The following is a 19,706-nucleotide window of genomic DNA, read 5'->3' on the forward strand; positions in this document are numbered from 1 at the left end:
ATGAGTTTTGGTGAAATTATAGTTATTTTAGTTGTAGCGATTTTAGTCTTAGGACCTGATAAACTTCCAGAAGCTATAGTACAAATAGCAAAAATTCTAAAGGCTGTAAAACGCAACATAGATGATGCAAAATCAAGCATAGAAAAAGAAATACGCATCAATGACTTAAAAGAAGAAGCTAAGAAATACAAAGATGAATTTTCAAGCACTAATGAAAATATACGCAAAAAACTCAGCTTTGAAGAATTTGATGACCTTAAGAGAGATATTTTAGATAAAACAAAGGTAGATTTAACCTTTGATAGCAGAGATGATAAAGTAAAAAATAACCTTAGCGGACAAAATTTAAATACAGAAGAAAAACCAAATCTTAGCAAATTAGAAACACAAGATAAAAACGGAAAAATAAATGTTTGAAGAATTAAGACCTCATTTAATAGAACTTAGAAAACGCCTTTTTATAAGCGTTGCTTGCATTGTAGTTATGTTTATTGTATGTTTTGCTCTACGAAGCTATATCTTAGATATTCTAAAAGCTCCACTTATAGCTGTTTTACCCGAAGTAGCCAAACATGTAAATGTAATTGAAATACAAGAAGCCTTATTTACCGCAATGAAGGTTAGTTTTTTTGCAGCCTTTATCTTTTCTCTACCTGTAATTTTTTGGCAATTTTGGAAATTTGTAGCTCCAGGACTTTATGATAATGAAAAACGCCTTGTGGTGCCTTTTGTTAGCTTTGCGAGCATTATGTTTGCCTTGGGGGCTTGTTTTTGCTATTTTGTTGTAGTGCCTTTGGCTTTTAAATTTTTGATTAATTTTGGTTTAAATGAAGATTTTAATCCTGTAATTACCATAGGAACTTATGTAGATTTTTTTACAAAAGTTGTTGTGGCTTTTGGCTTAGCTTTTGAAATGCCTGTAATTGCCTTTTTCTTTGCTAAAGTCGGACTTATAGATGATAGTTTTTTAAAACGCCATTTTCGCATAGCTGTTTTAGTTATTTTTGTTTTTTCAGCCTTTATGACTCCACCTGATGTTTTATCTCAATTTTTAATGGCAGGACCACTTTGCGGACTTTATGGACTTTCTATTTTAATTGTTCAAAAGGTAAATCCTGCTCCAAAAGATAAAGAAAGTGATGAATAAAGACTTACTTCTTTCAAGCTATGATTACACTCTAGCTAATGAACTCATAGCCAACTATCCTACAAATCCAAAAGAAGATGCTAGGCTTTTGGTTTTTGATCGCAAAAACAAAGAAATTTTTCATACTACTTTTAAAAATTTACAAGACTTTTTACCCAACTGCGCGATTTTTTTCAATGATACCAAAGTTATTAAAGCAAGAATTTATGGCAATAAAGCAAGCGGAGGAAAAATAGAGCTTTTCTTGCATCAACCTTTTTTAAATTCTCACGATCCGCTTTTTCTAGCTCAAATTAAAGGGCGTGTTAAAAAAGATGAAATCTTATATTTTAAAGATGATTTAAAAGTACGCGTTGTAGAACTTTTAAATGATGGTCTTCGAAAAGTTCAATTTTTTCAAAATGATAAAACCTTAGACACCTCAAATCTTTACAACCTGCTTGACAAGATAGGACATATACCCTTGCCTCCTTATATTAAAAGGGAGGATGAAAAAAGTGATTTGAAAGATTATCAAAGTATCTTTGCAAAAAATTTAGGTGCAGTGGCTGCTCCGACTGCAAGTTTACATTTTAGTGAGACTATGCTTGAAAATTTAAGAAAAAAACACGAAATTTATCATTTAACCTTACATGTAGGAGCTGGAACCTTTAAAAGCGTGGAATGCGAAAATATACAAGAGCATAAAATGCATAGCGAATTTTTTAATATTCCGCAGCAAGCATGTGAAATTATAGATTCTAAACAAGCTATTTTAGGCGTAGGAACAACGGTAACAAGAACCATAGAATATTATGCAAGAACTAAAACAAAAAATGGTTTTTGTGATCTTTTTTTACACCCGCAAAATCCACCTATAAGACAAAATCATCTTTTAACCAATTTTCATTTACCAAAATCTACTCTTATCATGCTAGTTTCAGCTTTTATCGGTAGAGAACAGTGTTTAAAACTTTATGAACTCGCCATAAAAGAAAAATATCGCTTTTACTCTTATGGCGATGCGATGTTAATCTTGTGATTTTTCTTTAAAATTTATTGCTATTTTAGCTTGAAGTTTTAGCCAATCTTTTTGAAGCATGATAGGAAAACCTCCATAAACACGCCCGCCTTCTAAATTTTTACTCACACCGCCTCTTGCAGCTATAGTACTAAAATCGCCTATTTTTAAATGTCCACTCGTTGCACTTTGACCACCCATAATAACATTGCGTCCTAACTCACTTGAACCTGAAATTCCAGTTTGTGCCACAATGATACAATTTTGACCTATATTGCAATTATGTCCGATTTGAACTAGATTGTCTACCTTAGTACCTGCTTTGATAATAGTACTATCAAAAACTGCTCTATCTATAGTTGTACAAGCCCCCACTTCTACAAAATCTTCTAAAACCACATTGCCATTATGATAAATTTTATAATGTTCGCCGTTTTTATTGTGCGCATAACCAAAGCCATCGCTTCCTATTACACAATTGGCAAGCAAATGACATTTTTTACCGATTTTAGTATCATTATAAATCACTACATTAGGATGGATAATACTCTCATCACCAATGCTGACATTATCGCCTATATAAGCTCCCGCCATAATGATTACATTTTCACCGATATTTACATTATCACCTATATAAACATTAGGCATGATTCTTGCGCTTTTTGCGATATTTTGTACTTTTTCTTTAGCTGTGCTTATCAAAGGTTTAGCAAAAAGCTTGCTTAAAAAAGCAAAACTCAAATGTGGACTTTGAGTAATCAAAGCTTTAGTATCTTTAGGTACTAAATTTTCATATTCTTTAGATACTAAAATAGCAGCAGCTCCTGTGTGAGGTATATCTTTGGTATTTTTCTCACCATCACAATAAGTAAGCTCTGTAAAATTTGCTTTCAATAAAGAATTTAAAGCACTGATTTCTATATCCTCGCCTTTATATTCCAAGCTTAAAAATTCTGCTATTTCACTTAATTTCATTTAATCTCCATCAAAACAGATCCACTGCGAACTATATCACTAGGATTGTATTTTTTAATTGTTTTTAAAAAATTATCAATGCGATTTGCATCATCAGCAACCATTAAAAACAAAAAATTCTCATTGCTATTTGCAATAGTACCATTATAAGCTTTCAAAACGGCATCAAGTCCACCTAAATTTTCATTTAAAGGAATTTTCACTAAAGCCATTTCTTTGTCAATAAATTCTTCACTTTCTATCACTTTATAAGTAGGAATGAGCTTATGAAGTTGTTTGACTATCTGCTCAAAAGTTCTTTCATTTCCTGAGGTGACTATATTAATACGAGAAAATTCTTTATTTTCCAAAGGTGCTACTGTAAGCGAGTCAATATTATAACCTCTTCCTGAAAAAAGTCCTACTATACGAGATAAAACCCCATGCTCATTTAAAACAATTACCGATAAAACCCTTCTCATTGTCTATCCTTTGCCTTTGGTAAAATCATATTATAAATCGCACCTCCTGCAGGCACCATAGGTAAAACATCTTCAAAGCGATCAATTTTTACATTTAAAAGAGAGGTTTTATCACTTTTTAAAGCTTGGCTAAAAGCTTGAATGAATTCTTCTTTGTTTGAAATTTCATAACCTTCACAACCAAAACCTTGAGCTATTTTGATAAAATCAGGCTGAGTGCTTAAATCAGTTTGTGAAAAATGCTCTTTATAAAACATACTTTGCCATTGTCTTACCATACCTAAAAAGGCATTATTTAAAATAATATTTATAGTTTTTATACCATACTCATAAGCAGTCATAAGCTCTTGGATATTCATTAAAACCGATCCATCGCCTACGAAATTAATCACCACTTCTTCACCCACAGCAAGCTTTGCACCCAAAGCAGCAGGTAAAGAATATCCCATAGTTCCTTGCCCTCCGCTTGTTGCAAGTTGTCTTGGATAATTAAAAGGATAAAACTGTGCCACCCACATTTGATGCTGACCCACATCAGTAATAATCCTTGCATCTGGAGCCATTTTCGCACATTCTTCAATCACCCATTGCGGTTTTAAAATCTCATTGCTATCTTCATAAGAAAGCGGATAAAGTTCATTATAACGCTTTAAAGTTTCGTGCCATTCTTTAAAAGTTGTGTTGAAATTTTCCTTTTTAAGCTCTTCTAAAAGCTCTTTAAGAACTTCTTTAATATCTCCTACTATAGGATAATGCGCATTGATAATCTTTGAAATAGAACTAGGATCAATATCAACATGAACTATAGTCGCATGTTTAGCAAATTCACTTGTTTTTCCTGTAATCCTATCATCAAATCTCGCTCCTACACTCACAAGCAAATCGCACTCACTTAAAGCCATATTAGCAGCATAGCTTCCATGCATGCCTGCCATTTTAAGATTAAAAACATCATCACTTCTTAAAGTTCCAAGCGCCATCAAAGTTTCAACTGCTGGAATTTTTGTAAATTTTATAAGCTCTCTGATTTGCTCGCTTGCATTAGAACTGATGCAACCTCCACCTAAGTAAAACAAAGGTCTTTTTGCTTCTTTTAAAAGCTCTGCAAATTTTTTAATTTGCTTTGAGTTACCCTTATAAACGGGCTTATAAGTCTTCATGGAAATTTCTTTAGAGTATTCCCAAAGTCCCAAAGTTGCACTTACGTCTTTTGGCACATCTATATGCACAGGCCCAGGTCTACCACTTCTTGCTATATAAAAAGCCTCTTTTAAAATGCGTGGAAACTCTTCTATACAAGTAACTAAATAATTATGCTTTACACAAGGTCTTGAAATGCCTACTGCATCAATTTCTTGAAAAGCATCTGTACCAATAAGAGAATTTGCCACCTGCCCTGAAATCAACACCAAAGGGATAGAATCGCTATAAGCCGTAGCTAGACCTGTAATAGTATTTGTAAAACCTGGTCCGCTTGTAACTATAGCTACGCCCACTTCTCCGCTCATTCTTGCGTAAGCATCAGCAGCATGCAAAGCCGCTTGTTCATGACGCACTAAAATATGTTTAAAATACTTTTGATTGTAAATTTCATCATAAATATTAAGCGCAGCGCCTCCAGGATAACCAAAAACAATTTTAACATTTTCTTCTTTTAAAGCCTCGCAAATCATTGCCGAACCGCTTAACTCTTTCATAATAACACTCCAAAAAATTATTGTAAAAGCTCTTTAAGTGCTAAATTAAGTCTTTTGCCATCAACACTCGCACCTAATTTTATTTTAGCTTCTTTCATTACCAAACCTTGTTCTTTTAGTGAACTTACGCCCAATTCTTCTATAAGTTGTTTTAAGGCTAAAGTTAACTCCTCATCACTTAGTTGTTTAGGCAGATAAATTTCAAAAAGACTTATTTCATTTTGTTCTTTTTGTGCTAAATCTTCACGATTTGCCTTAAGATAAAGTTCGATTGCGTCTTTGCGTTTTTTGATTTCACTTGCAATGATTTTATAAATTCTTTCATTATCCAACTCTATTCTTTCATCCACTTCTATTTGCTTAAAAGCTGCATTTAGAGTTCTTAAACTATCTCTTTTAAAATCATCTTTTTGTTTCATTGCCTCTTTGATATCGTTTAAAATTTGTTCTTTTAAAGTCATTTTTTTCCTTTTTAGTTAAAATTACAAGCTTTAAGATTTAAACCAAAACCTTCTAAACCTATATAGTCTTTATCACAACTTTGAGATAAAAGTTTAATTTCTTCTATACCAAAATATCTTAAAATCTGTGCTCCTATACCATAGTTTTTGTATTGAGTAGTACTGGATTTTTCTCCTTGCATGAAAACTATAACGCCACCATTTTCACTAAGAAATTTGATTTGCTCTAAAAGTTTTGAAAATTTATCTGAAGTTAAAAGCTCAAAATCACTACCACTGATATGAAATTTAACATTTTCACATTTTTTGATATCTTTAAAGCAAAAAGCTATGTGTTGGGTTTGATTATGATCACTAAAGATAAATTTTTCTGCTTTAAAGCCTGCTAAAACACTTTGACTTTTTTCTTCAAGCTTAATAAGGCTTTCATGTTTTAGGCGATATTCTATAAGATCGCTTACGGCTATCATATTTAAATCATGTTTTTGGCAAAAAATTTCTAGATCTTCTCTTCTTGCCATATCTCCATTATCTTTTACAATTTCACAAATCACACAAGCACCTTTTAATCCTGCTAATTTACAAAGATCAACCGTGCCTTCTGTATGACCTGTGCGTTCTAAAACCCCACCTTTTTTTGCGATTAAAGGATTGATATGCCCTGGTCTTACAAAATCACTCGCCTTAGCATTATCATCGGCAAAAATTTGTATAGTCATATTTCTTTCATAGGCGCTAACTCCCGTTGTAGCATCTTTTGCATCTACGGTTATAGTAAAAGCAGTTTCGTGGTTTGAAGTATTTTTAGGCACCATTAAAGGAAGTTCAAATTTTTTTGCCAAAGTTTCATCTAAGGCTACACAAACCACACCACGAGCTTCTTTTATCATGAAATTTACTTTTTCTTGAGTGCTAAATTGCGCAGGAAAGATTAAATCGCCTTCATTTTCTCTATCTTCTGCATCTACCATAACAAGCATTTTTCCTGCTTGTAAATCCTTAATCGCTTGTTCTACGCTAACAAATTTCATTTTTATTTCCTTAAAATTTTTAAAATTATAACTTAAATTGCTTGACAAATAAATTAAAATTCATTATAATCACACTTTTAAAAAATATTTATTGGGGTATCGCCAAGCGGTAAGGCAACAGGTTTTGGTCCTGTCATTCAGGGGTTCGAATCCCTTTACCCCATCCACTTCTTATTTTATATTTCAAAGTATCTTATATGCCGCGAAGTAGAGCAGTGGTTAGCTCGTCGGGCTCATAACCCGAAGGTCGGGAGTTCAAATCTCCCCTTCGCAACCAGTTAAGGATTTAAAATAAATTTTATTTAGATAGATTGTTTAAATAACTTTTTAAAATATCTTCTAGCCGTATTTTCAGTTCTATAGGAGCTAGAATTTTTATATAAGGAATCCACTGTTTAACCAAATGTAAAATTTCATCTTCATAGGAAACTTGAGTGCTTAAAGTATAGCTTGTTTCATCTTTATCAATGATTTGATAATTACTTAGTATTTCTTTTCTAAAAAAATATTCCTTAGCATTTTTATCAAGTTTTAAAATCACTTCTTTGCTTTCTCCAAGCCAGATATTAGGATCATTTTGGATTTGTTCTTGAAGTTTTTCATTGGGAATAAAATTTTCATTTTTAGTGCGAAGTTTTGAAATTTTATCTAAATTAAAATGTTTTAATTTATCATTTTCATCCCCTAAAAGATACCAAATTCCTTTGTAATTTACGAGTTTGTAAGGTTTGATTTGGCGTTCTTTTTTCTTGTAGAAAAAATTCAATACATTGTGTTTGAGTATAGCTACACTAAGATCTTTAAAAAGCTCATAATCCACCTTTTGAAAACCTTCATTTTTTACCATCAAAACTTTATTTACCCTATGGCTTAAAAGATCGACTATAAAGCCTTGATCGAGTTTTGGATAAAGCTCAGCAATACCACTTAAGGTGGCAAAATTCTGTATGTCTTTAAAGCTTAATTTTCCCAAAGCAAAGCTTTCTAAAACATATCTTCCATTTTCTTTTTTAATAGGCATAAAAGTAAGTCTTTCGTTAAGATCCCTTTGTATGGTTCTTGTATCGACATTAAACTCTTGTGCAAGCTCTTGGGCGCTTAGACTTTCCCCATTGTTAAATTTTGATAAAATCTGCACCAAGCGTATGCTTAATTTGTCGTATTCTTTCATGAAATTTCCTTGTGAGTTAAAATGCTTTTTAACAAACTTACGCCTTCTATGCCTAAAATTTCATTTCTAAGTTTTTTGACTTCATTTAAACTTGGGGCTTTTGCATGAACGGCTTCATTGCGGATTTCTTGAATGAGAGTAAGACTTTTTGAAAAAGGATAATTGATAAATTGAGTTAAACTTTTTCCTAAATGACATTGGATATTTTCATGTCTGAGTAGAAATTTAATACTTCCAAGATTGGGTTTTTGGGTAAAAAAATCTTTAAGTATAAAAGATTTGCTTTGGACATTATAAGTTAAATCATAAAGGCTAGGATCTTTCATACAAGCTTTTAAAAGAACTTTTTTGGCAAAAGCATAAATTTCATATTCTAAGGTTTTGGAGTATTTGACTATAATGCTTGTAAAATCATTTAAAAGATCGTTTTCGCTTTGCAAAAGCTCTAATTCTGCATGAATGATATTGCTTATGCTATCAGGGTGCAAGAGATAAAAAATCCTTTTGCCAAAAACAAAGCGTATGAAATTTTCTTGCATGGCTAGGTATTCTTTACTTTTATACACGCTTAAATAATGCTTTTCATCTCCTAAAAAATAAGAACACTCTTCTTTTAATCTCACAGGCAAAGGATAGGTTGTAATTATTGCCATAAATAGCATAAGTGTGATCGTTTGGGGTGATGAAATTGGCTAAAAATTTATCTCTTAAAAGACTAAAATCTTCCCTGACCAATTCTCTTAAATCACTGATAATAAAAAAGTCTTCCACTTCTAAATTTTTTTCTTTATAATAACTAGGAATCAAACTTTCATCAACATTTTTAGAAATTTTTATCACCTTAGCGACAAATAAATTAGCATAATCGCTTAAAAAGAGTTGCAAGAAATTTTCTTCATTTGTACTTTGGTAAATTTCTTCTAAGGAATTTTGCTTTTCTTGATCGTTGAGCTTTGATTTGATTTTGCCAAAGGCAACTTGGGATTTTTCTTGCAAAATGCTTAAGTGTTGCTTGATGACATCTTCTTGATAGTAGGGGTTATAAAGGATTAAAAGGTGGTTCATATTTTGCCTTATTTTAGGATTTCTTTGAGATTTTGCTTGATTTCATTAGGATTTTGCTCGTATTCTTGTATGAGATCTTTTAAAATTTCAAACAACTCGTTAAAATCCTGCGGGTGTTCTTTTTTAAAATTTACTATCAAATCCAAAGTTTTACAAATACTACTTGCTTGATCTTTGCTGTCATTAAAAGCATTTTTTATATCTAAAACCATACTGATAATACGAGCACTTTGCATAGGGCTTGAAATGCGTTTAAATAAAAAGCCTTTAAACGCATTTGCAAGACTAAGAGATGAGAAAATCTTAGAAAACATTTCTTTTCCTTGATTAGTGTTTTGGTTTAAAAATTTCAAACAAAGAACTTAAAAATCCACTTTTTTCGCCTTTGCAATCACTACATATAAAATCTAAAGTATTTAAAGCATCGCTTTTAGGTTTAGCTAAAAAACTTTTGCCACATTTTATACATTTTTGAAATTTTGGAATAGGCTTAATCATGATTTATTGCTTATTTTTCTATTGATAAATTTTTAAATTCAAAATCAAGTTTTTTTCCATTTTGTATATCTTCAAAATGTTCATCTAAATAATCTATATAAAATTCTCCGATTTTTTTAGTGGCGTTGTAGGCTACTGTTGCGTTAATAGCTCCACCTATAAAATTGACACCAGGAATAAATTTCATAAGACCTGTAGCAAGCGTTTTGACTGCAAATCCTGTAACACCTGTAGCAAGTAAAGCTGTTAAAATTTTTAAAGCATCATCTTTACTGCTTAAATTAAGCTCGTAAATCATACTAATATGATAAATCATAGCACATTGATTGGTTGCAATAAGAGGAAAGTCAGAAAAAGGTATAGGAGATAATGCTACAGTTGAAGATAATCCTGCATAATATTTAATCTTATCTTGAGCCTTTTCTTTGCAAGCTTCTCTTTTTAAATCTTTATCATATTGTTGTTTTCTTGCAAAAGCATTTTTTTGTCCTTCATTTAAAAAACAATAAGTTTTATTGACTAACTCTTTAATACCTAAAAGTTTTTTAACATTTCCTTCATCATCTTCAATTGCTATAGCTCTTACTCTTTCTATTTTTTCATCATCTAATTTAAGCTCTTTTTTAACAATATCCTTAAAACTACAACCATTTTCATCTTTATCTTGTTGAGCTTTAGTGATAACCAATATTGTACAAAATTTTTCAGATTTTAAAAATTTTATTAATTCTTTTTCTTGTGGTTCTATTCTTCGATTTGCTTCACAAATACAAAACCATACCAAATAAATTTGATCTGAAGGTTCTTTTGCTTTTTGATCTTCGATAAATTGTTTTAAGTTATCAATATCTTTGTCATCTTTTATTTCAAGACCTTTACTATCATATATACAAAGTCCATCTTTTTCATATTTGTTTAAATTAGCAGTGATTGGAGAGCCGCTATCTGTTTTGGCTACTTTTTCACCAAATACGGTATTAATTAAAGTACTTTTTCCTGCACCTGTTTTTCCAAGTATTAAAACATTTAACTTATTATTTTCTTGTTCTTCTTTTTTGATTTTTTCAAACGATGTCATTATCTCGTTAAAAAAGATCCATTGTTGAAATTAAACTCATTATTTGCCATATTTTCTCCTTGTTTTTAAAATTTTTAACTTTGTATTTTATCAAATCCCCCCCCCCAGTCAAGGGGGAAGTGAAATTTTTAAGTTTTACGCCATAGCACTAGCGCTAAAATTGTGATTAAATATATAGCACAAAATATTATATTATAAGGATAAGGTTGCATAGAAAGAAAAATAAGTATCGCTATGCCAACAAAAACCATAAACGCTATAAAATACAAACCACACATCAACACTATGGCAACAAAGCCAGCTATAAGGCTTAAAATTCCAAGTATTATTCCCATTGTTTATCCCACATAGGAGAACTCCACACAGAAGGAAAAATATACTGAGGAAAAGTTTGAAATTTTGTTTGCAGATAAAATCTCTGTGTTTTTCTCTCCATACTTTCACTTATCATTTTTACAACCGCTAAGTCATTTTTTTCGCTTTGTGTTTCCAAAAAAGCACTCAAGCATTTAAATTTTTTAGCATAGTCGATCACTTTTATCATTTGATCTTTATAAGACGACAAAAGAAATTCTGTTTTGTGATTATTTTTAGAGGTAAAATTTTGCTCAAATTCTAAAAATTCCTTAGAATTAAAATATTTTGAAAAGCCGCTATAACACTCCATACATTCGCAAAGAAATTCTTGAATTTGATTTTTCTTTTGTTCGATTTCAAGCTCTCTTTTGAGTTTGTATTCTTCGGTATTGATCATATCTTTACAGCTTGGAACAATAGCATGTGTATCAAATTTTCTTTCTGGCTTGGATAATTTTTCGTATAATTTTTTTATGCCATATCCTGTAGCTGTAAGAGCTATACTACCAAATGCGATTTGTTTTAACATTTTCTCTCCTTGTTTTAAAATAACAAAGAAAGTATAAAACACCCTTGCGACAGGTTGTGTCGTAAAAAATAACTTTAAAATATTAAAAACTTATTTTATTAAAGCTAGCCTGTAAATTCAGTAGTTTCATAGCCTATAGGTTTATCTACAAAACAAGATTTTTCTTTTAAAAATACAACTTCTATAGTTCCAACAGGCCCATTTCTATTTTTTCCAACAATAATTTCAGCATTTTCTTGCATAGGATTTGGTATAAAAAGCCTTTGATAAGCTTTGCCTTCAGCTTTAGCTTTATTCTCTCTTTCTTTTTCTTCTTGTTCTCTATAAACCTCATCGCGATATACAAACAAAATAGCATCCGCATCTTGCTCTATAGCTCCACTTTCTCGCAAATCACTCATCAAAGGACGCTTATTTGCCCTTTGCTCTAAGCCACGATTAAGTTGTGAAAGTGCGATAATAGGCATATCAAGCTCCCTAGCCAAAAGCTTAAGTCCTCTTGAAATTTCACTAACTTGCAAATGTCTATCATTAAAATTTGAATTACTCATCATAAGCCCTATATAGTCAATCACACAAAGTCCTATACTTTCATCTTGAGATTTTAAACGCCTTAAAATAGCCCTTACATCAGCAATAGTTGCATAACCACTATCGTAAATATATAATTTCTTTTGACTATAATCATTGCAAGCATCTCCTAAACGCTCCCATTCATCATCGTTTAAATCTGCAGTTAAAATTTTTTGCAAAGGAATAGAAGTTTTAGAAGATAGCATTCTTTGCATGATTTGAGTTGCAGGCATTTCAAGAGAAAATAAAGCCACGCCTTTTTTTTGTCTTAAAACCTTATCAATGAAATTTAAACAAAGAGTTGTCTTTCCCATACCTGGACGCGCGGCGATTATTATAAGTTCACCCCCTTTAAAGCCTTTTGTCATTTTATTTAGACCTTCAAAACCTGTATCAAGCCCTATAATACCTTTATTTTCTAAAGTTTTTTGCTTTTTAAATTCTTCAAAAAGTTCTGATATTACCATATCAACATCTTTAATATCTCTAGAATTCACACGATTTGTAATGCTAAAAATTTCTTTACCAATTTCATCTGCGATTTCACTTACAGCACGATCTTCATTGATACGAGTTGGCAAAAGATGTGCAAAACTCAAGAGTTGTCTTTTTACGGACTTTTCGTGAAGTTCATTTACATAAGCAGGCAAATCTATCATAGAAGGAGTGGCAAGAATTTCTGCTAAAATTTGCTCATCTATTTTTTTATGTTTTCTTAAAAAACTTACAGAAATGGGCTCTTTGTTATTACTACAAGCTATAACCGCTTTAAAAATATCTTGGTGAGCTTTAAGACTAAAATCTTTTGGGCTAATATCACCTGCTATACTAGCATAAGCTTCTTCACTCATGATACAACTGCTTAAAATAGCTCGTTCTAAATCCAAGTCATAATACTCTTGCTGCACTAAATTTCCTTATAAGTATAAATTAATTCTAAAAATTCTATCTAAAAAAACTTAAATTATAAAACTTAATTTTTTTATAAATATTTAAAGTAATATTAGTTACAATTATAAATGTAATTTAATTACAAACAACAAACATTTCAAGGAGAACATTTGAAAAAATATTTATTTTCCTGTGTTTTAGCCTCCATTTTAACCCAATCAGCTACGGCTGTAGAATTTCAAGAAGGTTTTAGTGGAAATTTAAGCATAGGTGTGGGTGCAAGGGATATTAAAAGTAATATTTCAACTTTGGCAAACAGCGATTATCTAAGCAGTCACAATGCTGATAATTCAGACTCCTCTTTCATTCCTTTTATCGGTGTAGAACTTTACTATGGTAATCTTATAGATAATGATAGAATTTTTATTAAAAACTACAATGGAAGAGATATCAGCGGTATAGCTTTAGGCTACGAAAGAGCTTATTTAGAGCGTTTTAGCACTTCTTTTTCTGTGATTTCCTCTTTAAGAGAAAAAGCTTATGCAAATCCTTATGCAATAGGAAATAGAGAAGAAACTGATGTTGATAGATATGGTTTTAAAATCTCTCAACTTTATGAAAGTGATTTTGGGAAATTTACCACTTCATATTTATTTAGCAAAAACAAATATGATAAAGACACTATCGCACAAAGCTCTTTAAAAAGGGAGGGGTATTATCACGAATTTGAATTAAACTATAATTATAGCTTATTAAACCTAGGGTTAAATTATGATTACAATGATGCAGACGGAAAAGCTCAAAGCTATTCAAGATATGGTTTTAGCATAGGGACAAATTTGGCTTTTGCTAATGATTACATCTTCACTCCAAATTTAAATCTTAGCAAATATGAAGCAGTAGGAACTGATCCTATCTTCCACAAAAAACAAGATGGTAATATAGTTAAGCTTAATCTAAAAGTTGTTAAAAATCAATTTTTGGGTTATAACGGACTTTATGGTTTTGCAAATTATGGCATAGAAAAAAGAAATAGTGATATAGGATTTTATGATGAAACCTATCAAATTGTCCTAACTGGTATAGGATATAAATTCTAAAAATTATAAAAAAGCTCCTTTGATAAAATTTAAAAAAGATCTATCTCCTATAAAGATAGATCTTTAAAAATTCTTTTAAGAAAAATCCAAGCTAAAATCAAAACACAAAATTCAGCAAAAAATGGACTTAGCCATACTCCATTTAAACCCATAAAACAAGATAAAAACAAAAGAAAAAACAAAGGTATAAATAAATTTTGCGCCAAACTTAAAACCAAAGAAAAGCTTGCCTTATTAAAAGCTGTCAAAAAAGAACCACTTAGAACATTAAACCATGCAAAAAAATAATTAAAAGCAAAAAGCATCAAAGCTGTATAAGCAAAAGTTTTAAATTCTTGATTGTTTTCTTTTGTAAAAAGCGTGATTAAATTTTCTCCAAATATCAATATAAGCACTATAGAGAATAAAGATAAAAATCCCCCTGCAAAAAATACCACTTTTATAATAGCTTTGATTCTTGAAAAATCTTTTTTAGCATAGTTGTAACTAAGCGCAGGCTGCATTGCATCACCCATAGCAATAATAAGCATTATAATAAAACTATCAATATATAAAACTATAGAAAAGGCTGCCACGGCTTGAGTATCAGAAATTTTTAATAAAACAAAATTTGCAAAAATACTATATAAAGATCCTGAAATATTGCCAAAAAACTCACTGCTTCCGTTATAAAGAATATTTTTAAAAATTTTTAAATTCATGTATAGGCTTGAAATTTTAAGCTCTAAATTTTGAAACAAGAAAGGAAAAATTCCAAAAATACCACCTAAAACAAGCCCCAAACAAGTTGCAAGAGCAGCTGAAAATAAGCCCCAACTCAACTCGACTATAAAAATATAATCAAGCACTATATTGCTTAATGCTATAATCACATTCATTGCCATACTATAAGCAGTTTTTCGCAAATTCTTAAATAATTATCCAAAGCAAAAGAAAGTATAGTAAAGGGTGCAAACAAAGCAAAAACAAACATACATTCTTTAGCCATCGTTTTAATCTCATCGCTAACATTTAAACAATCAATCAAAACAGGTCCTAAAAAATACTCTAAAATTCCAATAAAACAAGAGATTATAAAAATAATCAACATACTTGAGCTAAATATCTTTCTAGCTAAATTCTTCTTGCCTAAACCTAAATGCATAGAAATTTGCACTGCTGATCCTATGGCTATCATATCAGCCAAAGCAAAAGACATCATGATAAAGGGAATAATCAAGGCTAGTGCCGCTAAAGCATCACTTCCTAGATATTTTCCAACAAAAATTCCATCAACTATATAATAAAAAGAAATAAAAGCCATGCTTATAACATTTGGCACGGCACATTTTACAAAAAGCCTAAAAGGGCTTAAGGTGCTAAAAATACTTGACATAATAATCCTTAAAATATTTAAAATTAAAAATATTTTAAACCGCTAATAAAATGCCAAAAGTCCTAATATGTAAGAATTTAAATAAAGTAATTTCGCAATAAGTTTATTAATATTTATTTTATTTTGCATATGAATTTTCTAGATTAAACTAAAATAAAAATTTAGCCCAAAGGCTAAATTTTAAAGCACAGAAAGAATTTTCACAGCGTCATTTAACCCTGTAACTATACTTGCTCCATTTTTAGTAGTAATATCTCCTGCTACAAAGATGCCTTTAACATTGCTTTGTTTATTTTCATCCATTAAAGGCACACCTTTATCATCAACATTAATCCCACATTTTTGTAAAAAATCAAGTGGAGTAGAACCACCAATAGCATAAATGATTCTATCATAAATATCGCTTGCACCATCGGTAAAATTTACCTTAGCCTTGCCATTATCATCTTCTACTTCATTAATGTCAATTCCTAGTTTTAACTCTACCTTACCCGAATTTCCAGCTTCATGAATATCTTTAAGATTTATATCATTTAATCTTGTAAATTCTTTTTTACGATAACAAAGGCTAACTTGATTTGAATTAGCCAAATCCACAGCGTATTCTACTGCTGAATTTCCACCACCTACAACAAGAATTTTTTCATTTGCTAAAACTGAATTGGCATTAAAATTAATGATTTTTGTTAAAGTCATAGGAAGTTTGTAATCAGGTTTATTAGGCTTACCCATTCTACCTATAGCAACAATAATGTTTTTGCACTCATAAACACCTTTAGCTGTGCTTACTAAAAAAACTCCATTTTCATTTTTAACGCTCTCAACTTCAGAACCAAATTCAACTTCTATATTGTGCTCTTTTAAAGCGTTTTGAAAAGTTTCTATAGTGCTTTCTTTGGTGCCATCTTCAAAAGGAACATGTCCGTGATTGGTTCCTTCGCATCCCTTATAAGCTTTATCTACTCTTTTGCCATCCTTATAAAATTGCATTAAAGTTTGACAAATGTTATTTGATTTTTCTAGTATCAAAACTTCTTTGTTTTTAAGCTTGGCTTCAACTGCACAGCCTATCCCTGTTGGACCTGCACCTACTACAATTAAATCTATTTTTTTCATTTATATTTACCTTTCAATTCTAAATTTTTTTGTATAATTTATCAAGTTTTTTGTAAATAAAGGATTAAAAATGCGAAATTTGCTTGAAAATATTAAGAAAAATTCTCAAAAACTACTTAACTTAACGCCCAAAGATAAAGAAAAAATTATTCTAAAATTAGCTCAAATTTTAAGAGAAAATTTCAAAATTATCCTAGAAGCAAATAAAAAAGATATGGCAAATTTCACAAAAAGCGGAGCAATGAAAGATAGGCTTTTGTTAGATGAAAAACGTATTTTAGCTCTTTGCGAAGGCCTAGAAAAAATCGCTTACATCGAAGATCCTATAGGCAAAATTTCTAAAGGCTGGAAAAATTATGCGGGTTTAAACATACAAAAAATAAGCATTCCTTTAGGACTCATTTGTGTTATTTACGAAGCAAGGCCTAGTCTTAGCGCTGAAATCGCAGCTTTAATGATAAAAAGTTCCAATGCTTGTGTATTTAAAGGCGGAAGTGAAGCAAAATTTACAAATGAGGCTATATTTACTCTTGTTAATAAAGTACTTAAGGAATTTGATTTGCAAGATTGTTTTGCTATGTTTACCCAAAGAGATGAAATCTTGCAAATTCTAGCCTTTGATGATTTAATCGATGTGATCATACCTCGCGGAAGTTCAAATATGATACAAGAAATTGCAAACAATACCAAAATTCCTCTCATTAAGCAAAATAAAGGCTTGTGTCATGCTTTTGTAGATCAAAGTGCTAACTTAGATATGGCTTTAAAAATAATCCTTAATGCAAAGTGTCAAAGAGTAAGTGTTTGTAACGCTTTAGAAACGCTTTTAATCCATGAAAAAATTGCTAAAAATTTTATAAGTCTTTTAATACCTGAATTTGAAAAATTTAAGGTAAAAATTCACGCCCATGAAAATACTTTGGCTTATTTTAACAACTCAAATTTAGAAATTTTTAAAGCAAATGAAAATACCTTTGATACAGAATGGCTTGATTTTGCTTTAAGTGTAAAATTAGTAAAAGATTGCGATGAAGCTATAGAGCATATCAATAAACACAGCTCCTTGCATTCTGAAACCATTATCTCAAATGATGCTTCAAATATCGCTAAATTTCAACGCCTTATAAACTCATCTTGTATTTATGCTAATGCTTCAACGCGTTTTAGCGATGGAGGAGAATTTGGCTTTGGTGGAGAAGTTGGAATTTCAACCAGCAAATTGCATGCAAGAGGTCCTATGGGGATTGAAGATATTTGCACTTATAAATATATAATCAATAGGGAAGGACAAATTCGAGAGTGAATAAAATAGAAATACTAAAGCAACACTTTAAAGAAATTGCTAAATTAAATTCAAGCGAACAAGTTTGGCAAATGCCTTTTTTTGCGGCTTTAGGCGTAGGTATAGTTTTAGGGCTTAGTGTATTTTTTGGAAAATTAAACTATGGACTCATTGCCATGATAGGAGCTTTGTCTTTTTTATATGTTCCAAACACTCCTTTATATCATAGAATGGCTGTTGTGATGTGCTGTTCTTTTGGCATAGTTTCTAGTTTTTTCTTAGGAATTTTAACTCATTTTTTGCCTGCAATTTTTGCCTTCATCCCTATAGGAATTATGGCCATGGGAAGTTCTATTTTAATTAGATACTATAACATTGGTGCACCTGGATATTTTTTCTTTGTATTTTCTTGTGTTTTAGGAGCCTATTCTCCTTTTGAAGCTAAGGATTTTATCTTTTTAGTAGGTCTTGTTTTTCTTGGAGCAATGGTAGCTAATTTAATGGCTTTGTTATATTCTATCGTTGTGATTTATGGATTTAAAAATGCTTTACCTAGCGAAATTCCACCTAGAGAATATATAGGTTTTGATGCAGTTTTTGTGGATTCTTTGATCATGGGTTCTTTTGTGGCTTTTTCTATATTTATAGGAACTTTTTTAGAACTTGAAAGAAGTTATTGGATAGCCATTTCTTGTACAGCTATTATGCAAGGTGTAACTTTAAATTCTATATGGATTAAACAAATTCAACGCATCATAGGAACGGCCTTAGGAGTATGTTTTGCATGGTGGCTTTTATCTAAACAATTTCACGATATAGAGCTTATTTTACTTATGATGTCTTTGTTTTTTATAGGACAATTTTTAGTCAATCGAAACTATGCTTTAGCTATGATTTTCTTTACTCCTTATGCTACTTATCTTTCGGAAGCAGCTAATTTTATGAGTGAAAATGCAGATAAATTAATACTCGCTCGTTTAATTGATGTTGTAATAGGAAGCATTTTAGGGCTTTTAGGTGGTTTTGTGATTTACAAACCTTATCTAAGAGTGCATTTTGAACGCATTGCAAAATACATCTTTAGGATAAAACAAAAAGCTTAAAAGCCAAATAAAGCACAAGCATTATCCCCTAAAATTTGCTCTTGTTCTTTTTTAGATACGACAACTTCATTAAAAGCTACTAGAGCCGATGAAAAATTAACATTTGATTCAAAATTTGTATGTGGCCAATCGCTTCCAAAAACAAAATTGCTAAGTGGAAAATGTTCTTTTAAAATTTCATATATTTTCTTTGCAAATTTTACAGCTTGTTCATTATTAGCATAATCTATTTTTGCTCTATAAAAACCGCTAATTTTAAAAAATATTCTAGAGTTTTTTAAGCAAATTAAATCCTCTAAATTTGTTAAGTTTGCATTAGCTCTTGCTAAATGATCGATAACAATATTACAACCATAAGGAATTAAATTTTCAACAATATCAACAAGATTATTATCTAAATCTCTTTGAATTTCTATTTGCATTTTAAGCTTACTTAAATTTTCAAAAAATTGAGTCCAAACCATACTTTTAAAATTTGGTAATTCTTTGCCAATTAAATTTAATCTAACTCCACAAGCTTTTCTTTCTTTTAGTTTTTTAAGCTCATCAAATTTAATATTTTCATCAACCACAACTATAGCTTTTATATTTTCATCTTTTTCTATACTCTGAAGCAAAAATTCATTATCAATACCTAAAAAACTTGGCTGAACTAAAACCCCTTTATTAAAATCATAATGATCTAAATTTGCTTTATAATCTTTAAAACTAGCGTCATAATCAGGCTTATATCTTGCATTTGCAACCGTATTTAACTTTTTCAAAAATATATGTGCGTGAGTATCAATCTTCATTA

20 protein-coding genes, 2 tRNA genes and 2 pseudogenes are annotated in these 19,706 nt (G+C 30.7%); 8 read left to right on the plus strand and 16 right to left on the minus strand.

Annotated elements, in window-relative coordinates; all coding sequences use genetic code 11:
- From tatB to queA, 3 genes are read left to right on the plus strand one after another with little or no spacing between them, the layout of a single operon-like run.
- Entirely contained in the window at positions 1 to 417 is a 417-nt protein-coding gene (gene tatB / locus AJ882_RS05875) for a Sec-independent protein translocase protein TatB (protein ID WP_002852097.1), read from the plus strand.
- Entirely contained in the window at positions 410 to 1,147 is a 738-nt protein-coding gene (gene tatC, locus AJ882_RS05880) for a twin-arginine translocase subunit TatC (RefSeq protein WP_011049740.1), read from the plus strand. Before tatB ends, tatC begins: the two co-directional genes overlap by 8 nt.
- Complete coding sequence (gene queA / locus AJ882_RS05885; protein WP_002870115.1) at positions 1,140 to 2,168, plus strand: tRNA preQ1(34) S-adenosylmethionine ribosyltransferase-isomerase QueA; 1,029 nt, start codon at positions 1,140 to 1,142, stop codon at positions 2,166 to 2,168. Before tatC ends, queA begins: the two co-directional genes overlap by 8 nt.
- Here the strand turns inward: queA and lpxD are convergent.
- From lpxD to AJ882_RS05910, 5 genes are read right to left on the minus strand one after another with little or no spacing between them, the layout of a single operon-like run.
- Positions 2,157 to 3,122 (minus strand): UDP-3-O-(3-hydroxymyristoyl)glucosamine N-acyltransferase, encoded by a 966-nt coding sequence (lpxD, locus tag AJ882_RS05890; protein ID WP_002852180.1) that lies wholly within the window; start codon positions 3,120 to 3,122, stop codon positions 2,157 to 2,159. The two genes, queA and lpxD, sit on opposite strands and share 12 nt — an antisense overlap.
- Complete coding sequence (ilvN, locus tag AJ882_RS05895; RefSeq protein ID WP_002852211.1) at positions 3,119 to 3,583, minus strand: acetolactate synthase small subunit; 465 nt, start codon at positions 3,581 to 3,583, stop codon at positions 3,119 to 3,121. The genes lpxD and ilvN overlap by 4 nt, the downstream gene beginning before the upstream one ends.
- Entirely contained in the window at positions 3,580 to 5,280 is a 1,701-nt protein-coding gene (locus tag AJ882_RS05900) for an acetolactate synthase large subunit (RefSeq protein ID WP_002887659.1), read from the minus strand. Before AJ882_RS05900 ends, ilvN begins: the two co-directional genes overlap by 4 nt.
- A 17-nt stretch (positions 5,281 to 5,297) precedes the next feature.
- On the minus strand, positions 5,298 to 5,741 hold the full coding sequence (locus AJ882_RS05905; RefSeq protein WP_002852081.1) for a GatB/YqeY domain-containing protein: 444 nt from the start codon (positions 5,739 to 5,741) through the stop codon (positions 5,298 to 5,300).
- Positions 5,742 to 5,752: 11 nt separating this feature from the next.
- Positions 5,753 to 6,772, minus strand: a complete 1,020-nt coding sequence (locus AJ882_RS05910; protein WP_002852104.1) for a bifunctional 3,4-dihydroxy-2-butanone 4-phosphate synthase/GTP cyclohydrolase II — start codon at positions 6,770 to 6,772, stop codon at positions 5,753 to 5,755.
- A gap of 92 nt (positions 6,773 to 6,864) precedes the next feature.
- On the opposite strand from AJ882_RS05910, the gene AJ882_RS05915 reads away from it, so the two are divergent.
- Positions 6,865 to 6,939 (plus strand) — tRNA-Gln (locus AJ882_RS05915).
- 34 nt (positions 6,940 to 6,973) lie between these two features.
- A tRNA-Met gene (locus AJ882_RS05920) sits at positions 6,974 to 7,049 on the plus strand.
- A gap of 21 nt (positions 7,050 to 7,070) precedes the next feature.
- On the opposite strand, the gene AJ882_RS05925 is transcribed toward AJ882_RS05920, so the two are convergent.
- The 8 genes and pseudogenes from AJ882_RS05925 to AJ882_RS05955 form a co-directional block, all read right to left on the minus strand.
- On the minus strand, positions 7,071 to 7,943 hold the full coding sequence (locus AJ882_RS05925) for a helix-turn-helix transcriptional regulator (protein WP_002867694.1): 873 nt from the start codon (positions 7,941 to 7,943) through the stop codon (positions 7,071 to 7,073).
- Positions 7,940 to 9,008, minus strand: a pseudogene (locus tag AJ882_RS05930) (HP0729 family protein). Before AJ882_RS05930 ends, AJ882_RS05925 begins: the two are co-directional and overlap by 4 nt.
- 8 nt (positions 9,009 to 9,016) lie before the next feature.
- Positions 9,017 to 9,322, minus strand: coding sequence for a hypothetical protein (locus tag AJ882_RS05935; RefSeq protein WP_002866447.1), 306 nt, complete (start codon positions 9,320 to 9,322; stop codon positions 9,017 to 9,019).
- Positions 9,323 to 9,335: 13 nt separating this feature from the next.
- Positions 9,336 to 9,506 carry a hypothetical protein gene (locus tag AJ882_RS09455; protein ID WP_002859946.1) on the minus strand — a complete coding sequence of 57 codons (171 nt, stop codon included), beginning with the start codon at positions 9,504 to 9,506 and terminating at the stop codon, positions 9,336 to 9,338.
- Positions 9,507 to 9,516: 10 nt separating this feature from the next.
- Positions 9,517 to 10,584: a YcjF family protein gene (locus tag AJ882_RS05940; protein ID WP_070279687.1), complete on the minus strand. Its 1,068-nt coding sequence runs from the start codon at positions 10,582 to 10,584 to the stop codon at positions 9,517 to 9,519.
- 128 nt (positions 10,585 to 10,712) lie between these two features.
- Positions 10,713 to 10,919 carry a membrane protein gene (locus AJ882_RS05945; protein ID WP_002858584.1) on the minus strand — a complete coding sequence of 69 codons (207 nt, stop codon included), beginning with the start codon at positions 10,917 to 10,919 and terminating at the stop codon, positions 10,713 to 10,715.
- A complete protein-coding gene (locus tag AJ882_RS05950; RefSeq protein WP_079254347.1) occupies positions 10,910 to 11,512 on the minus strand; it encodes a hypothetical protein in 603 nt (200 codons plus the stop codon). The genes AJ882_RS05945 and AJ882_RS05950 overlap by 10 nt, the downstream gene beginning before the upstream one ends.
- Positions 11,513 to 11,574: 62 nt before the next feature.
- On the minus strand, positions 11,575 to 12,951 hold the full coding sequence (locus tag AJ882_RS05955; protein ID WP_002858532.1) for a replicative DNA helicase: 1,377 nt from the start codon (positions 12,949 to 12,951) through the stop codon (positions 11,575 to 11,577).
- Positions 12,952 to 13,104: 153 nt separating this feature from the next.
- Here AJ882_RS05955 and AJ882_RS05960 point away from each other — a divergent pair, with 153 nt between their 5' ends.
- Positions 13,105 to 14,034, plus strand: coding sequence for a DUF2860 family protein (locus AJ882_RS05960; protein ID WP_002867690.1), 930 nt, complete (start codon positions 13,105 to 13,107; stop codon positions 14,032 to 14,034).
- Between the two features lie 47 nt (positions 14,035 to 14,081).
- On the opposite strand, the pseudogene AJ882_RS05965 reads toward AJ882_RS05960, so the two are convergent.
- Both AJ882_RS05965 and AJ882_RS05970 read right to left on the minus strand, forming a co-directional pair.
- Positions 14,082 to 15,409, minus strand: a pseudogene (locus tag AJ882_RS05965) (MATE family efflux transporter).
- Positions 15,410 to 15,589: 180 nt separating this feature from the next.
- Positions 15,590 to 16,525 carry an NAD(P)-binding domain-containing protein gene (locus tag AJ882_RS05970; RefSeq protein WP_070279688.1) on the minus strand — a complete coding sequence of 312 codons (936 nt, stop codon included), beginning with the start codon at positions 16,523 to 16,525 and terminating at the stop codon, positions 15,590 to 15,592.
- Positions 16,526 to 16,595: 70 nt separating this feature from the next.
- Between AJ882_RS05970 and AJ882_RS05975 the strand changes: the two genes are divergently transcribed.
- Positions 16,596 to 17,828 carry a glutamate-5-semialdehyde dehydrogenase gene (locus AJ882_RS05975; protein ID WP_011049738.1) on the plus strand — a complete coding sequence of 411 codons (1,233 nt, stop codon included), beginning with the start codon at positions 16,596 to 16,598 and terminating at the stop codon, positions 17,826 to 17,828.
- Positions 17,825 to 18,910: an FUSC family protein gene (locus AJ882_RS05980; protein WP_002859081.1), complete on the plus strand. Its 1,086-nt coding sequence runs from the start codon at positions 17,825 to 17,827 to the stop codon at positions 18,908 to 18,910. Before AJ882_RS05975 ends, AJ882_RS05980 begins: the two co-directional genes overlap by 4 nt.
- Here AJ882_RS05980 and AJ882_RS05985 read toward each other — a convergent pair.
- A complete protein-coding gene (locus AJ882_RS05985; RefSeq protein WP_002867687.1) occupies positions 18,907 to 19,704 on the minus strand; it encodes an amidohydrolase family protein in 798 nt (265 codons plus the stop codon). The two genes, AJ882_RS05980 and AJ882_RS05985, sit on opposite strands and share 4 nt — an antisense overlap.
- Between the last annotated feature and the right edge of the window lie 2 nt (positions 19,705 to 19,706).

This window comes from Campylobacter sp. BCW_6461 (assembly GCF_001762735.1).
Classification (GTDB): Bacteria; Campylobacterota; Campylobacteria; order Campylobacterales; family Campylobacteraceae; genus Campylobacter_D; species Campylobacter_D jejuni.

Excerpts from the sequence above, each read along its gene's own strand:
- AJ882_RS05985 (WP_002867687.1), bottom strand. The coding sequence starts at position 19,704 with ATGAAGATTGATACTCACGCACATATATTTTTGAAAAAGTTAAATACG.
- AJ882_RS05975 (WP_011049738.1), top strand. The coding sequence starts at position 16,596 with ATGCGAAATTTGCTTGAAAATATTAAGAAAAATTCTCAAAAACTACTT.
- AJ882_RS05970 (WP_070279688.1), bottom strand. The coding sequence starts at position 16,525 with ATGAAAAAAATAGATTTAATTGTAGTAGGTGCAGGTCCAACAGGGATA.
- AJ882_RS05935 (WP_002866447.1), bottom strand. The coding sequence starts at position 9,322 with ATGTTTTCTAAGATTTTCTCATCTCTTAGTCTTGCAAATGCGTTTAAA.
- AJ882_RS09455 (WP_002859946.1), bottom strand. The coding sequence starts at position 9,506 with ATGATTAAGCCTATTCCAAAATTTCAAAAATGTATAAAATGTGGCAAA.
- AJ882_RS05940 (WP_070279687.1), bottom strand. The coding sequence starts at position 10,584 with ATGACATCGTTTGAAAAAATCAAAAAAGAAGAACAAGAAAATAATAAG.
- AJ882_RS05910 (WP_002852104.1), bottom strand. The coding sequence starts at position 6,772 with ATGAAATTTGTTAGCGTAGAACAAGCGATTAAGGATTTACAAGCAGGA.
- AJ882_RS05905 (WP_002852081.1), bottom strand. The coding sequence starts at position 5,741 with ATGACTTTAAAAGAACAAATTTTAAACGATATCAAAGAGGCAATGAAA.
- tatC (WP_011049740.1), top strand. The coding sequence starts at position 410 with ATGTTTGAAGAATTAAGACCTCATTTAATAGAACTTAGAAAACGCCTT.
- AJ882_RS05900 (WP_002887659.1), bottom strand. The coding sequence starts at position 5,280 with ATGAAAGAGTTAAGCGGTTCGGCAATGATTTGCGAGGCTTTAAAAGAA.
- tatB (WP_002852097.1), top strand. The coding sequence starts at position 1 with ATGAGTTTTGGTGAAATTATAGTTATTTTAGTTGTAGCGATTTTAGTC.
- lpxD (WP_002852180.1), bottom strand. The coding sequence starts at position 3,122 with ATGAAATTAAGTGAAATAGCAGAATTTTTAAGCTTGGAATATAAAGGC.
- queA (WP_002870115.1), top strand. The coding sequence starts at position 1,140 with ATGAATAAAGACTTACTTCTTTCAAGCTATGATTACACTCTAGCTAAT.
- AJ882_RS05925 (WP_002867694.1), bottom strand. The coding sequence starts at position 7,943 with ATGAAAGAATACGACAAATTAAGCATACGCTTGGTGCAGATTTTATCA.
- AJ882_RS05945 (WP_002858584.1), bottom strand. The coding sequence starts at position 10,919 with ATGGGAATAATACTTGGAATTTTAAGCCTTATAGCTGGCTTTGTTGCC.
- ilvN (WP_002852211.1), bottom strand. The coding sequence starts at position 3,583 with ATGAGAAGGGTTTTATCGGTAATTGTTTTAAATGAGCATGGGGTTTTA.